Annotated in this window: 2 protein-coding genes; both read left to right on the top strand. The window is 76.5% G+C overall.

Annotated elements, in window-relative coordinates:
* On the top strand, window positions 1-5,439 hold a 5,439-nt coding region (locus ACWGKU_RS28695; RefSeq protein ID WP_452180162.1), incomplete at its 5' end, for a type I polyketide synthase.
* 36 nt (window positions 5,440-5,475) lie between these two features.
* Entirely contained in the window at window positions 5,476-16,593 is an 11,118-nt protein-coding gene (locus tag ACWGKU_RS28700) for a type I polyketide synthase (RefSeq protein ID WP_452180161.1), read from the top strand.
* Window positions 16,594-16,600: the final 7 nt, after the last annotated feature.

Consider the following 16,600-nt stretch of genomic DNA (forward strand, 5'->3'; position numbering starts at 1 on the left):
AACTACGCGGCGGCGAACGCCTTCCTGGACGCCTGGATCCAGCGGCGCCGCGACCGCGGTCTCGCCGGACTCTCGATCGCCTGGGGCGCCTGGGCGGAGCAGGGCATGGCCACCGAGGACGTGGTGGCCGACCGGGTCCGGCGCGCCGGACTGACGCCGATGGACGCACGACTGGCGATGGAGGCGATGGCCAGGGCCGTCGACCACGGCGAGGACCTCGTGGCGATCGCGGACGTCGACTGGGCGCGGATGCTGCCCGCCTTCACCGGGGCCAGGACCAGCCCGCTGCTGGCCGAGCTGCCCGAAGCGGGCCGGCCCGACCGGGCCGGCCGGGCCGGCGACGCCGGGGCGGAAGCGACCGGGGCGCAGGGGCTCGCGGAGCTGCCCCCCGCCCAGCGCGACCGGGCGCTGCTGGACCTGATCCGCAGCTGCGCGGCCGCGGTGCTGGGGCACGCGTCGAGCGCGAGCGTCGAACCGGGCCGGGCCTTCCGCGACATCGGCTTCGACTCGCTGACCGCGGTGGCGTTCCGCAACCTGATCGGTGCCCGCACCGGCCTCCGGCTGCCGGCCACCCTGGTCTTCGACCACCCGACGCCGATCGCCCTGGGCGAGTTCCTGTTCGCGGAGCTGTACGGTGCGGCCGACCCGGTGCCGGCGCCGGACACCGCGTCCGTCGCCGCCGAGGACGAGCCGATCGCGATCGTCGGTATGGCCTGCCGGTTCCCGGGCGGCGCCCGAACGCCGGAGGCCCTGTGGGCGCTGCTCTCCGGCAACGGGGACGCGATGACCGGCTTCCCCGCCGACCGCGGGTGGGACCTCGCCGACCGGTCGGGCTCGTACGCGGCCGTCGGCGGCTTCCTCGACGGCGTCGCGGAGTTCGACGCCACGCTGTTCGGCATCTCGCCGCGCGAGGCGCTGGCGATGGACCCCCAGCAGCGCCTGCTGCTGGAGACGGTCTGGGAGACCTTCGAGTCCGCCGGAATGGACCCGCGGTCCGCGCGGGGCCGGTCCGTCGGTGTCTTCGCGGGCACCAACGGCCAGGACTACCCGACGCTGCTCGCCGCCGCCGAGGACAAGGTCGAGGGGCACGTCGCCACCGGCAACGCGGCGGCGGTGCTCTCCGGCCGGGTGGCGTACGCCTTCGGCCTCGAAGGACCGGCGCTGACCGTGGACACGGCCTGCTCCGCCTCGCTGGTGGCCCTGCACCTCGCGGCGCAGGCGCTGCGCCGGGGCGAGTGCGAACTGGCGCTGGCCGGCGGTGTCACCGTGATGTCCACGCCGGGCGTGTTCAGCGAGTTCGACCGCCAGGGCGGGCTGGCCGCCGACGGCCGCTGCAAGGCCTTCGCGGCGGACGCGGACGGTACGGGCTGGGGCGAGGGCGTCGGCGTCCTGCTGGTCGAGCGGCTCTCGGACGCGCGCCGCAACGGACACCGGGTGCTGGCGGTGGTGCGCGGCAGTGCGGTCAACCAGGACGGCGCCTCCAACGGCCTCACCGCCCCGAACGGCCCCGCCCAGCAGCGGGTGATCCGCCAGGCCCTCGCCAACGCCGGACTGACGGCCGCGGACGTGGACGCCGTCGAGGCGCACGGCACCGGCACCAGGCTCGGCGACCCGATCGAGGCCCAGGCGCTGCTGGCCACCTACGGCCGGGAGCGGGCGGGCGAACCGCTCTGGCTCGGCTCGATCAAGTCCAACATCGGCCACACCCAGGCGGCAGCCGGTGTGGCGGGTGTGATCAAGATGGTGCAGGCGCTGCGGCACGGCGTGCTGCCGGCCACCCTGCACGTCGGTGAGCCGTCGCCCCAGGTCGACTGGTCGGCGGGCGCGGTGGAACTGCTCACCGAGTCCCGCCCGTGGCCCGAGCTGGACCGGCCGCGCCGGGCCGGTGTCTCCTCCTTCGGCATCAGCGGCACCAACGCCCACATCATCCTGGAGTCCGCCCCGGCGGACCCGGTGGAGTCGGCGGAAGCGGTGGAGCCCCCGGCCGCCGTGCCGGCGGGCGGTCTGCCGTGGCTGCTCTCCGGGCAGAGCGCCGAATCGCTGCGGGCCCAGGCGCAACGGCTCGCCGCGCACCTGGACGCCGAACCCGGCCACGACCCGGTGGACGCGGCCTGGTCGCTGGCGACCGGACGGGCCGGGCTGGCGCACCGCGCCGTCGTGCTCGGCGCAGACCGGGACGCGCTGCGCTCCGGCGCCGGGGCGCTCGCCTCGGCGGCCTTCTCGGCGGACGTGGTCACCGGCACCGTGCGGGAGGGCCGCCTGGCCTTCCTGTTCACCGGCCAGGGCGCCCAGCGCGCAGGCATGGGACGGGAGTTGTACGACGCGCAGCCGGTGTTCGCGGCGGCCTTCGACGCGGTCTGCGCGGAGTTCGACCTGCTGCTGGACCGGCCGGTCGGGGACGTGGTGTTCGACGGCGTCGAGGATCTGGACCGGACGGTGTGGGCGCAGGCCGGGCTGTTCGCGGTCGAGGTCGCCTCGTTCCGGCTGCTCGAATCCTGGGGCGTGACGGCCGACTTCCTGCTCGGGCACTCGATCGGTGAGATCGCGGCCGCCCATGCGGCGGGCGTGTTCTCGCTGGCGGACGCGTGCGCCCTGGTGGCGGCGCGCGGGCGGCTGATGCAGGCGCTGCCGAGCGGCGGGGCGATGCTGGCGGTGCAGGCCGCCGAGGCCGAGGTGCGCTCGGAGATCGGTGACCGCCTGGACGTGGCGGCCGTCAACGGCCCGACCTCCGTGGTGGTTTCGGGCCCGACCGAGGTGGTGGAGGAGTTCGCGGCCCGCTGGAAGGCCGACGGCCGCAAGACCAGCCGGCTCACCGTCTCGCACGCCTTCCACTCGGCCCTGATGGAGCCGATGCTCGCCGAATTCGCCGCCGTGCTGGCGGAGTTGACCTTCGCCGAACCGCGCATCCCGGTCGTCTCCGACCTGACCGGCGAACTCGCCGAGCCCGGCCTGCTGTCCACGCCGGACTACTGGCTGCGCCAGGTCCGTGAGGCCGTCCGCTTCGCCGACGGCGTCGAGGCCCTGCACCGCGAGGGCGTGACCCGCTTCGTGGAGCTCGGCCCCGACGGCGTGCTCTGCGCGCTGGCCCAGCAGTCCGTCGCCAAGGCCGTGTTCGCCCCCGTGATGCGGCGCGACCGGGACGAGGCCGGGACGGCGCTGCACGCGCTGGCCCGGCTCTGGACGGCCGGCGCCGAGGTGGACTGGCCGGCGGTCCTGCCGCGCGGCCGGCGGGTCGACCTGCCGACGTACGCCTTCCACCACGAGCGGTTCTGGCCGACCCCGGCGCCCGCGCCGCTGCCGTCCGGGGACGCCGTGGAGTCCCGGTTCTGGGAGGCCGTCGAGCGCGAGGACCTGGCCGAACTGGCGGGCACGCTGCGCCTCGGCGAGCGGTCCGAGGTGCTCGGCGAGATCCTGCCCGCGCTCTCCTCCTGGCGCCGACTGCGCCGCCGGGACTCGGTGCTCGACAGCTGGCGCTACGAGGTCACCTGGAAGCCGGTCCCGGCCCCGGTCGCCGAGCCCGAACTGGACGGGAGCTGGCTGGTGCTGGTCCTCGACGGGACCGACCGGGACCTGGCCGAGGGCGTGCGCACGGCGATCCGCTCCGCCGGGGCGCGCACCGTCGACCTCGTGCTGGACCCGGCGGACCTCGACCGGGCCGCTCTGGCGGCCCGCCTCCTGGCCGCGGTCGAGGGCGTGCCCGACGTGGCCGGCGCGGTGCTGCTGGCCGCCGCCCACGACGGTCCGGACGCCGACCGCGCCGTGTCGCCGGCCGTGGCCGCCACCCTGGTGACGGTGCAGGCGCTCGGCGACGCCAACCTGAAGACGCCGCTGTGGGCGCTCACCCGCGGCGCCGTCCGGACCGGCTCCGGCGACCTGCTCGCCGACCCGGCGCAGGCGCAGGTGTGGGGCCTCGGCCGGGTCGCCGCGCTGGAGCACCCGCAGCGCTGGGGCGGTCTGGTCGACCTGCCGGAGACCGTGGACGCGGCGGCCGGCCGGACCCTGGCCGGCGTGCTGGGCGGCACACCGGGCGAGGACCAGGTCGCGGTGCGCGGCGCGGGCGAGGCCCTCGTCCGGCGCCTCGTCCGGGTCGACGCCACCGACGGTACGGCGGAGCCCTCGTGGGCGCCGTCCGGCCCCGGCACGGTGCTGGTCACCGGCGGAACCGGCGCGCTGGGCGCGGTGGTCGCCCGCTGGCTCGCCGAGTCCGGCGTCACCCGGCTGCTGCTGACCGGCCGCCGCGGCCCGGAGGCGCCCGGCGTCGCCGAACTCGTCGCCGAACTCGCCGAACTGGGCGCCGAGGCGACCGTCGCGGCCTGCGACGCCGCCGACCGCGAGGCGCTGGCGGCGGTGTTGGCGCAGGTCCCGTCCGACGCCCCGCTGATCGGCGTGGTGCACGCGGCCGGGGTCCTGGACGACGGCACGCTCGACGCCCTCACCCCGGAGCGGTTCGCCACCGTCCTGGCGGCGAAGGCGTCCGGCCTGGTGCACCTGGACGAACTCACCGGTGACCTGGACTTCTTCGTGGCGTTCTCCTCGCTGGCCGGCACCGTCGGCAGCGCCGGACAGGGCAACTACGCCGCGGCGAACGCCTTCCTGGACGCCTGGATGGAGCACCGGCACGACCGGGGCCTGCCCGGCGTGTCGGTGGCCTGGGGCCCGTGGGCGCAGGACGGCATGGCCACCGGTCAGGTGGTGACGGACCGGCTGCGCCGCAGCGGGGTCCCGGCGATGGACCCGCGTTCGGCGGTCCGGGCCCTGGCCCGGGCGATCGGCGGGGACCGGCCGAACCTGGTGGTCGCGGACATCGACTGGCCCACCTTCGCGCCCCGGTTCGCCGGGACGCGGCCGAACCCGCTGATGCGCGACCTGGCGGAGTTCGCGGCGCTGGTCCCGTCGGTGGCCGAGACGGTCGTGCTCGACGGCTCCGCCGGGCTGCGCCGGGAACTGGCGGCGCTGCCCGCCCCGCAGCGGCAGCGGATGCTGCTCGACCTGGTCCGCGCCCGCGCCGCCGCGGTCCTCGGCCGCGACAGCGCCGAGGCCGTCGCACCGGACCAGGCGTTCCGCTCGATCGGGTTCGACTCGCTGATCGCGGTGGAGTTCCGCAACCTGCTGCACCACGAGACCGGTCTCAACCTGCCGGCCACGCTGGTGTTCGACCACCCGACGCCCACCGCGCTCGGTGCCCACCTCGGCAGCCTGCTGCTGCCCGAGGAGGCCGACCGGACGGTCGACCTGGTGGCGGACCTGGACCGGCTGGAGGCCAGGCTGCTGCGGCTCGACGCCGACGAGCGGGAACGGGCGGACGTCGCCGCCCGGCTCCAGGGCCTGCTGGCCCGCCTGGCGGGCACGGGCGAGACGCAATCGGACGACGCGCTGGACGACGCCAGCGCCGATGAGGTCCTCGACCTCATCCGGAAGGAATTCGGGGGCCCGGCTTGATCGTCGTCGAGGCACCGTTCGTGAAGGGGAAGATCCATGGCGGATGACCAGAAGCTGCTCGACCATCTGAAGTGGGTGACGGGCGAGCTCCGCCAGGCGCACCGCCGGATCCGCACCATCGAGGACCGCGCGCAGGAGCCGATCGCCATCGTCGGCATGGGCTGCCGCTTCCCCGGCGGGGTGCGGACGCCCGCCGAGCTGTGGCGGCTGGTGGCCGAACGCACCGACGCGGTCGGCGACTTCCCGACCAACCGGGGCTGGGCCGAGGACGAGGACGACGACTACGCCCGGCAGGGCGGCTTCCTCCACGACGCCGACGAGTTCGACGCGGCGTTCTTCGGCATCAGCCCGCGCGAGGCCACCGCCATGGACCCGCAGCAGCGCCTGCTGCTGGAGGCCTCCTGGGAGGCCTTCGAGGCCGCCGGCCTGAACCCGCGCGCGCTGCGCGGCAGCCGTACCGGCGTGTTCGCGGGCACCAACGGCCAGGACTACGGCCTGGTCGCGCTCGCCTCCCCGGAGGGCCTGGAGGGGCACATCGCCACCGGCACCACCGCCAGCGTGATGTCCGGCCGGCTCTCGTACGTGTTCGGGCTGGAGGGCCCGGCGGTCACCGTGGACACGGCCTGCTCGTCCTCGCTGGTGGCCATGCACCTCGCGGCGCACGCGCTGCGCTCCGGCGAGTGCGACCTGGCCCTCGCGGGCGGCGCCACCGTGATGTCCACCCCCGGCGGGTATGCCAGCTTCAACCGGCAGGGCGGGCTGGCGGCGGACGGCCGCTGCAAGGCCTTCGCGGCGGACGCGGACGGCACGGGCTGGGGCGAGGGCGTCGGCGTGCTGGTGCTGGAGCGGCTGTCGGACGCGCAGCGGCTCGGGCACGAGGTGCTGGCGGTGGTCCGGGGGAGCGCGGTCAACCAGGACGGTGCGTCGAACGGTCTGACGGCGCCGAACGGCCCGTCGCAGGAGCGGGTGATCCGGCAGGCGCTGGCCAACGCCCGCCTGGAGGCGACCGAGGTGGACGCCGTCGAGGCGCACGGCACCGGAACCAGCCTGGGCGACCCGATCGAGGCGCAGGCGCTGCTGGCCACCTACGGGCAGGAGCGCCCCGAGGGGCGGCCGCTGTGGCTGGGCTCGATCAAGTCGAACATCGGGCACACCCAGGCGGCGGCCGGTGTGGCGGGCGTCATCAAGATGGTGCAGGCGATGCGGCAGGGCGTCCTGCCGGCCACTCTGCACGCGGACGCGCCGTCCCCGCACGTCGACTGGACGACCGGCGCGGTCGAGCTGCTGACCGAGGCCCGGCCGTGGCCGGAGGCGGACCGTCCGCGTCGCGCGGGTGTGTCCTCTTTCGGGATCAGCGGTACCAACGCCCACGTCATCCTGGAGTCGGCGCCGGTGGCTCCGGTGGAGGAGCCCCCGGTGGAGGAGCCCCCGGTGGAGGAGCCTCCGGCGCTGAACGGCGTGGCGCCGTGGCCGGTGTCGGGCGGATCGTCCGAGGCGCTGGCGGCGCAGGCCGGGCGGCTGGCCGAATTCCTCGGCGGGGAGCCGGAGTTCGCACCGGTGGAGGTGGCGGGGACGCTGCTCTCCCGGGCCGCGCTGGCCCACCGTGCGGTGGTGCTCGGCGACGACCGGGCGGCGCTGCTGGACGGCCTGGTCGCGCTGGCGGACGGCCGCCCCTCCGGCGGGGTCGTGACCGGTGTCGCGACGGAGGGGCGGACGGCGTTCCTGTTCACCGGTCAGGGTGCGCAGCGGGTCGGCATGGGGCGGGAGTTGTACGAGGCGTTCCCGGTGTTCGCGTCGGCGTTCGACGCGGTCTGCGCGGAGTTGGACGGGAGGCTCGGGCGGTCGGTGCGGGAGGTCGTTTTCGACGGCGTCGAGGATCTGGACCGGACGGTGTGGGCGCAGGCCGGGCTGTTCGCGGTCGAGGTGGCGTCCTTCCGGCTGCTGGAATCCTGGGGCGTGGTCCCGGACGTGCTGCTCGGGCACTCGATCGGCGAGGTGGCGGCCGCCCATGTGGCGGGCGTTTTCTCGCTCGCCGACGCGTGCGCCCTGGTGGCGGCGCGCGGTCGGCTGATGGACGCGCTGCCGAGCGGCGGGGCGATGCTGGCGGTGCAGGCCGCCGAGGCGGAGGTGCGTTCGGAGATCGGCGACCGCCTGGACGTCGCGGCCGTCAACGGCCCGACCTCGGTGGTGGTTTCCGGTCCGACCGAGGTGGTGGAGGAGTTCGCGGCCCGCTGGAAGGCCGACGGCCGCAAGGCCCGTCGACTGACCGTCTCGCACGCCTTCCACTCGGCCCTGATGGAGCCGATGCTCGCCGAATTCGCCGCCGTCATCGCGAAGTTGACCTTCGCCGAGCCGCAGGTCCCGATCGTGTCGAACCTGACCGGCGGGATCGCCGAGCCGGGGCTGCTCACCACCCCCGACTACTGGGTCCGTCAGGTCCGCGAGGCCGTCCGCTTCGCCGACGGCGTCGAAGCGCTGCACGGCCTGGGCGTCACCCGCTACGTCGAGCTGGGCCCGGACACCGTGCTGTCGGGTCTGGTCGGGCAGCAGCTCGCCGAGGGCGTGGTCGCCCCGCTGATGCGCCGTGACCGCGCGGAGTCCGAGACCGCGCTGACCGCGCTCGCCACCCTGTGGACGAGCGGCACCGAACTCGACTGGTCCCTGGTCGTCACCGGTGGACGCCGCCTCGACCTGCCGACCTACGCCTTCCAGCGGCAACGGTACTGGCCGAAGCCGACCGCCGGGGCGGGCGACGTGAAGGCCCTCGGCCAGACCGGGGCCCGGCACCCGCTGCTGGGCGCGGTCGTCGCCCTGCACGGCGGGGGACTGGTGCTGACCGGGCGGCTGAGCCTGGCCGTGCACCCCTGGCTCGCCGACCACGCCGTCCTGGAGACCGTGCTCGTCCCCGGCACCGCCCTGGTGGAGATGGCGCTGAGGGCGGGCCGCGAGGCCGGCTGCGAGGTGCTGCGCGAGCTGGTGATCCAGTCGCCGCTGGTGCTGCCGCAGCAGGGCGGCGTCGCCGTCCAGGTGAGCGTCTCCGAGGCCGACGAGGCCGGGGACCGCACCGTGCAGGTCCTGTCGCGCTCCGAGGCGGAGGACTCCGCGTGGGTGTGCCACGCGACCGGGGTGCTCTCCCCGGCGGGCGCCGCCGCCCCGGCCGCCGACGGCTCCGCCACCCCGGCCGCCGACGGCTCCGCCGTTGCCGGGACCTGGCCGCCCGTGGGGGCCGAGCCCGTCGACCTCGACGGCTTCTACGACCGCCTGACGGCCGTCGGCTACGGCTACGGACCGGTGTTCCAGGGCCTGCACGCGGCCTGGAGCGACGGCGACAGCGTCCACGCCGAGGTGCTGCTCCCCGAGGCCGCCGCCGGTCAGGCGCAGGCGTACGGACTGCATCCCGCGCTGCTGGACGCCGCGCTGCACGCGGTCGGCTTCTCCGCCGCCGTGGACGCCCACCGGGCCGCCCGGATGCCGTTCGCCTGGACCGGCGTCCGGCTGCACGCGGCCGGTGCCGCCGTGCTGCGGGTCACCCTGACCGTGACCGCCGACGGCGTGGCGCTGAGCGTCGCCGACGGCACCGGGGCACCCGTCATGACCATCGAGTCCCTGGTGCTGCGGGAGGTCGAGGCCGAGCAGCTGCGCCCCGCCGTCGGCCCGGCCGTCGCCGAGGCGCTGTTCGCGCTGGACTGGACCCCGGTCACGTCGGCGGGCGCCGCCGGTGCCGGGCCCGCGACCTGGGCCGTGCTCGGTGCGCCCGCCCCGGGCGGCGCGGACACCCCCGCGCCCGCCGTCCCGCGGCTCGACGCGCCCCGGTACGCCGGGCTCGCCGAGCTGGTCGCCGCGCTCGACGACGGACGCCCGGCGCCGCAGGCCGTGGTGCTGCCCGTCCCCACGACCGCCGCCGAGGCCGTCGACCTGCCGGCCCGGGTGCGGGAGACGGCCGGCCGCCTCCTGACGGACCTCCAGGCCTGGCTGGCCGAGGAGCGGCTGGCGGACACCCGGCTGGTGGTCGTGACCCGCGGCGCCGTCGCCGTCGGCCAGGAGCCCGTCGACCTGGTCGCCGCCGCGGTCCGGGGCCTGGTCCGCTCCGCGCAGACCGAGAACCCCGGCCGGATCGTGCTGGTCGACCTGGACGGCGAGGCCCCGGCCGACGACTGGTGCCCGGTCGCCGCCCACGGCGACGAGCCGGTGCTGGCCGTCCGCGACGGCGCCGTCCTCGCCGCCCGGCTGGCCCGGCCCTCGGACACGCTCGCCGTGCCGTCCGGCCGGGAGGCCTGGCGCCTGGACACCCTCGGCCCGGGGACGCTGGAGAACCTCGCCCTGGTCCCCGCGCCGGACGCCGACCGGCCGCTCGGCCCCGGCGAGGTGCGGGTCGCCGTCCGCGCCGCCGGCGTGAACTTCCGCGACGTGCTGCTCGCGCTCGGCATGTACCCGGAGCGCGCGCCGATGGGCGCCGAGGCGTCCGGCGTGGTGGTCGGGACCGGCCCCGGCGTCACCGACCTCGCCCCCGGCGACCGGGTGTTCGGCTTCTTCTCCGGCGGCATCGCCGCCACCGCGGTCACGGCCCGCGACCTGCTGGCCCGCATCCCCGACGGCTGGACCTTCGGCCGGGCCGCCGCCGTCCCGCTGGTGTTCGCGACGGCCTACTACGGGCTGCGCGACCTGGCCGACGTCCGGCCCGGCGAGTCCGTGCTGGTGCACGCCGCGGCCGGGGGCGTCGGCATGGCCGCCGTCCAGCTCGGCCGGCACCTGGGCCTCGACGTCTACGGCACGGCCAGCGTCGGCAAGTGGGACGTACTGCGCGCCCAGGGCCTCGACGACACCCGCATCGCCTCCTCCCGCGACCTGGACTTCGAGGAGTCCTTCCGGGCCGCCACCGGCGGACGCGGCGTGGACGTCGTGCTCAACGCGCTGGCCGGCGAGTTCGTCGACGCCTCGCTGCGCCTGCTCGCGCCCGGCGGCCGCTTCCTGGAGATGGGCAAGGCCGACGTCCGCACCGACCTCCCGCGCGAGGACGTCCGCTACCGCGCCTTCGACCTCGGCGAGGCCGGACCGGTGCGGATGGGCGAGATCCTCGCCGAGGTCATCGCCCTGTTCGACGCCGGCGCGCTGCACGACCTGCCGACCACGGCCTGGGACGTGCGCAACGCCGTCGAGGCCTTCCGGCACATCGGCCAGGCCCGGCACATCGGCAAGAACGTCCTCACCGTCCCGGCGCCGCTCGACCCCGAGGGCACCGTCCTGATCACCGGCGGCACCGGCACCCTGGGCGGGCTGCTGGCCCGCCACCTGGCGGCCGGGCACGGCGTGCGGCACCTGCTCCTGCTGAGCCGTCAGGGCCCGGCCGCCGCCGGCGCCGCGGAGCTGGTCGCCGAACTGCGGGAACTGGGCGCCGAGGCGACCGTCGCGGCCTGCGACGCCGCCGACCGCGAGGCGCTGTCCGCGGTCCTCGCCGCGATCCCCGCCGAGCACCCGCTCACCGGCGTCGTGCACACCGCGGGCGTCCTGGACGACGGCGTGTTCGGCGCGCTCACCCCGGCCCGGCTCGACGCGGTGCTGCGCCCCAAGGTGGACGCGGCCGTCAACCTGCACGAGCTCACCGCCGACGCCGACCTGGCCGCGTTCGTGCTCTACTCCTCCGCCGCGGGGACCTTCGGCACCGGCGGCCAGGCCAACTACGCGGCCGCGAACGCCTTCCTGGACGCCCTCGCCGCGCACCGCCGTGCGCACGGCCTGCCCGCGCAGTCGCTCGGCTGGGGCCTGTGGGCGAAGGCCAGCGCCCTCACCGGGCACCTCGCCGAGGGTTCCACCGTGACCAGCGGCGACCGGCTCTCCGGCACGCTGACCGCCGAGCTCGGACTCGCCCTCCACGATCGCGCGGCCGCCCTGCCCGCCGCGCACCTGCTGCCGGTCCCGCTCGACCTCGCGGCCGCCCGCGCCTCGGGCGCCGAGCCGCCGTCCCTGCTGCGCGGCCTGGTCCGCCCCACCCTGCGGCAGGCCGCCGACGGCCCGGTGACGGGCGGGCAGGCCACGCTGGAACGCCGCCTCCGGGGCCTGGAGGACGGCGAGCGGCGGCAACTGCTGCTCGACCTGGTCCGGACGAACACGGCCACCGTGCTCGGCCACGCGGGTGCCGAGGCCGTCGGGCCGCAGCAGGCGTTCAAGGACCTCGGCGTCGACTCGCTGGCCGCGGTGGAACTGCGCAACCGGCTGAACACCGCCACCGGCCGGCGGCTGCCCGCCACCCTGGTGTTCGACTACCCGACGGCCGCGGCCCTCGCGGACTTCCTTACCACCCTGCTGCTCGGCGCGGCCGAGGAGGCCGACCGGCCCCGCGCGACGGCTGCCGTCGCCGACCCCGGCGAGCCGATCGCCATCGTCGGCATGTCCTGCCGCTTCCCCGGCCACGTGGCCTCCCCGGCCGACCTGTGGCGACTGGTCTCCACGGGCGGGGACGGGATCGTGGGGTTCCCGGCCGACCGCGGCTGGGACCTCACCGGGCAGTCCGGCGCGTACGCCACCCTCGGGGGCTTCGTCGACGGCGTCGCGGACTTCGACGCCGGCCTGTTCGGGATCTCGCCGCGCGAGGCGCTGGCGATGGACCCGCAGCAGCGCCTGCTGCTGGAGGCGTCCTGGGAGGCCTTCGAATCCGCCGGCCTCGATCCCAAGGCGCTCAAGGGCGAGCCGATCGGCGTCTTCGCCGGCGCCGCGCCCTCCTACTACGGCGTCGACGTGGACCTGCCCCAGGACACCGAGGGGCACCGGCTGACCGGTGGCGCGACCAGCGTCCTGTCCGGCCGGGTGGCGTACGCGTTCGGGCTGGAGGGCCCGGCGATGACCGTGGACACGGCCTGCTCGTCCTCGCTGGTCGCGCTGCACCTCGCGGCGCAGGCGCTGCGCTCCGGCGAGTGCGACCTGGCCCTCGCGAGCGGGGTGACGGTGATGACCGGCTCCGGGGTGTTCACCGAGTTCGCCCGGCAGGGCGGGCTGGCGGCGGACGGCCGCTGCAAGCCCTTCGCGGCCGGCGCGGACGGTACGGGCTGGGGCGAGGGCGTCGGCGTGCTGGTGGTCGAGCGGCTGTCGGACGCCCGGCGGCTCGGGCACGAGGTGCTGGCGGTGGTCCGTGGCAGCGCGGTCAACCAGGACGGTGCGTCCAACGGTCTGACCGCTCCGAACGGTCCGGCTCAGCAGCGGGTGATCCGGCAGGCGCTGGCGAGTGCCGGGCTGTCGGCCGCCGAGGTGGACGCGGTGGAGGCGCACGGCACCGGCACCAGCCTGGGCGACCCGATCGAGGCGCAGGCGCTGCTGGCCACCTACGGCCAGGGCCGCGGTGACGAGCCGCTGTGGCTGGGCTCGATCAAGTCGAACATCGGGCACACCCAGGCCGCGGCCGGTGTGGCGGGCGTCATCAAGATGGTGCAGGCGCTGCGGCACGGCGTGCTCCCGGCGACGTTGCACGCCGAGCAGCAGACCTCCGAGGTGGACTGGTCGGCGGGCGCGGTCGAGCTGCTGACCGAGGCCCGCCCGTGGCCGGAGGCCGGTCGCCCGCGTCGCGCGGGCGTGTCCTCCTTCGGGATCAGCGGCACCAACGCCCACGTGATCCTGGAGGCCGCTCCGACGGTGGCGGTCGAGGAGACGGAGGCAGTAGAGGGCGTGCTGCCGTGGCTCGTGTCGGGACGCTCGGCCGGCGCGCTGGCGGCGCAGGCCGGGCGGCTGGCCGAATTCCTTGGCGGAGAGCCGGAGTTCGCGCCGGTGGAGGTGGCGTCGACGCTGCTCTCCCGAGCCGCGCTGGAGCACCGCGCGGTGGTGTTCGGCGACGGCCGGGCGGCGCTGCGGGACGGTCTGGCCGCGCTGGCGGACGGGCGCTCCTCGAGCGGGGTCGTCTCCGGGATCGCGACGGAGGGCCGGACGGCGTTCCTGTTCACGGGGCAGGGCGCGCAGCGGGTCGGCATGGGCCGGGACCTGTACGAGGCGTTCCCCGCCTTCGCGGCGGCCTTCGACGCGGTCTGCGCGGAGTTCGACCTGCTGCTGGACCGGCCGGTCGGGGGCGTGGTGTTCGAGGGCGCCGAGGATCTGGACCGTACGGTGTGGGCGCAGGCCGGGCTGTTCGCGGTCGAGGTGGCGTCGTTCCGGCTGCTCGAATCCTGGGGCGTGACGGCCGACTTCCTGCTCGGGCACTCGATCGGTGAGATCGCCGCCGCCCATGCGGCGGGCGTGTTCTCGCTGGCCGACGCCTGTGCGCTGGTGGCGGCGCGCGGCCGGCTGATGCAGGCGCTGCCCGAGGGCGGAGCGATGCTCGCCGTGCAGGCCACCGAGGCCGAGGTCCGCGACGCGATCGGCGACCGGCTGGACGTCGCGGCCGTCAACGGCCCGACCTCGCTGGTGGTTTCGGGCCCGACCGAGGTGGTCGAGGAGTTCGCGGCCCGCTGGAAGGCCGAGGGCCGCAAGACCAGCCGGCTCACCGTCTCGCACGCCTTCCACTCGGCGCTGATGGAGCCGATGCTCGAAGAATTCGCCGCCGTGCTCGGCGGGTTGACCTTCGCCGAGCCGCGCATCCCGGTCGTCTCCAACCTGACCGGCGGGATCGCCGAACCCGGCCTCCTCGCCACCCCCGACTACTGGGTGCGACAGGTCCGCGAGGCCGTCCGCTTCGCCGACGGCGTCGAGACCCTGCACCGCGAGGGCGTCACCCGCTACGTCGAGCTGGGCCCGGACGGTGTGCTGACCGCGCTCGCCGCGCAGAGCGCGCCCGACGCGGTCGGCGTGCCGCTGCTGCGCAAGGACCGGGACGGCCGCGAGACCGTCCTGACCGCGCTGGCCGCGCTCTGGACGGCGGGCGCCACGATCGACTGGTCCGCGCTGCTGCCCACGGCCCGTCACCTTCCGCTGCCGACCTACGCCTTCCAACGGGACCGCTACTGGCCGGACCCGGCCCAGGCCCCGGCCGGCAAGCCGCAGGACGCCGACCCGGCGGACCCGGCGGAGGCAGGGTTCTGGGCCGCCGTGGAACGCGGCGACCTCGCGGAGCTGGCCGACACGCTGGACCTCGGCCCGCAGGCGCTGGACCCGGTCGTGCCCGCGCTCGCCGCGTGGCGGACCCGGCGCCGCCGGGACGCGACGATCGACGGCTGGCGCTACCGCGTCGACTGGACGCCGCTGACCGGCCTGCCCGCCACGGGGCTGCTGGACGGCGGCTGGCTGGTCGTCGCGCCGCAGGACTCCGAGCTGACCGAGTGGGCCACCGACGCGCTCCGGTCCGCCGGGGCCGAGGTCACCGTCGTGGTCGACCCGGGCACCGGCCGGGACGCGCTGGCCGCCCGGCTCGCCGAGGCGTCCGGAGCGGCTGGTGAGGTGTCCGGCGTCCTGTCGCTGACCGCCGCGGTCGGCTCCGCGCTGCCCGGATCGGCGCTGCCCGAGGGCACCGCCGCCACCGTGGCCCTGCTCCAGGCGCTCGGCGGCGCGGGGATCGAGGCGCCGCTCTGGGTGGCCACCCGGGGCGCCGTCCGCACCGGCGGGGACGATCCGCTGGACAGCCCGGCCCAGGCGTCGGTCTGGGGCCTGGGCCGGGTGGCCGCGCTGGAGAACCCGGAGCGCTGGGGCGGCCTGGTCGACCTGCCGGTCACCGTGGACGCCCGTGCCGCCGACCTGCTGACCGTCCTGCTCGGCGAGGACCCCGGCGAGGACCAGGTCGCGATCCGCGGGACGGGCCTGCTGGCCCGCCGACTGGTGCGCGCCCCGCTGGACACCGCCGTTCCGGCGCCCGAGGGCTGGCGGCCCACCGGAACGGTCCTGGTGACCGGCGGGCTGGGCGCGCTCGGCGCCGACTCCGCCCGATGGCTGGCCCGGCGCGGCGCCGCGCACCTGGTGCTGCTCGGCCGGCGCGGGGCGGACACCCCCGGTGCGCGGGAGCTCGCGGCCGAACTGGCCGGGTACGGCAGCCGGGTCACCCTCGCCGCGTGCGACGTGGCCGACCGCGACGCCCTGGCCCGCGTGCTGGCCGCCGTGCCGCAGGACCTGCCGCTGACCGCCGTGCTGCACGCCGCCGGGGTCGACGGCCTGGGCCGGCTGGACGAGGCCGACACCGACCGGCTCGACGCGGTGCTGGCCGCGAAGCTCGGGGGAGCGGTGCACCTGCACGAGCTGACCGCCGGTCTCGACCTGGAGCAGTTCGTCGTCTTCTCCTCGATCGCCGCGGTCTGGGGCGGCGGCGGACAGGGCGCGTACGCGGCGGGCAACGCCTTCCTGGACGCCCTGGTGGAGCACCGCCGGGCCCGCGGCCTGGCCGGCACCTCGGTGGCCTGGGGAGCGTGGGCGGGCGCCGGACTGGCCGTCAGCGGGGACACCGGCGGCCTGCTGCGCCGCGGCGTCACCCCGATGGATCCCGAACTCGGCGTTCAGGCCCTCGCCCAGGCCGTCGACCGGGCGGAGAGCGGTCTGACCGTGGCCGACGTGGACTGGGCGGTCTTCGGTGCGGCGTTCACCTCCGCCCGGCCCAGCCCGTTGCTGCACGAGCTGCTGGACGAGCCGACGGCGGCCGCGGGCGCGGAGCCGGCCGCGACGGGAGACGCCGACGAGGCGTCCGCCCTCGCCGCCCGGCTGGCGTCGGCGCCGCCGCGCCGGCGCCCGCAGATCCTGGTCGACGTGGTGCGGGCCGAGGCGGCCACCGTGCTGCGCTACCAGGACGGCCGTACCGTCGCGGCCGGCCAGGCGTTCAAGGACCTCGGCTTCGACTCCTTGACCGCGGTCGAGCTGCGCGACCGGCTGAGCCGGGTGACCGGCCTGCGCCTGCCGCCGAGCCTGGTGTTCAACCACCGCACCCCCCAGCGGGTGGCCGCCTTCCTCGGTGAGGAGCTGGGCGTCCTGGTCGAGGAGCGGCCCGCCGGGCCGGACGAGGCGGCGGTCCGCGCGGCGCTGGCGGCCATCCCGATCGAGCGGCTGCGGGAGGCCGGACTGATGGACACCCTGCTGAGCCTGGCGGACCCGGCGCCGTCGGGCACACCCGGCACACCCGACCGGCCCGACGGCCCGGACCAGCCGGACGGTCCGGACGTGCCGGACGACCTGGACGACCTGGACGACCTTGATGATCTGGACGATCTGGACGCCGACGCGCTGATCGAGATGGCCCTGAACACCGAACGAGACGACGCCTGAGCCATGG

This window comes from Kitasatospora sp. NPDC054768 (assembly GCF_053612025.1).

What these genes read in the sequence shown, in the direction of transcription:
- ACWGKU_RS28700 (WP_452180161.1), top strand. Translation starts at nt 5,476, where the DNA reads ATGGCGGATGACCAGAAGCTGCTCGACCATCTGAAGTGGGTGACGGGC.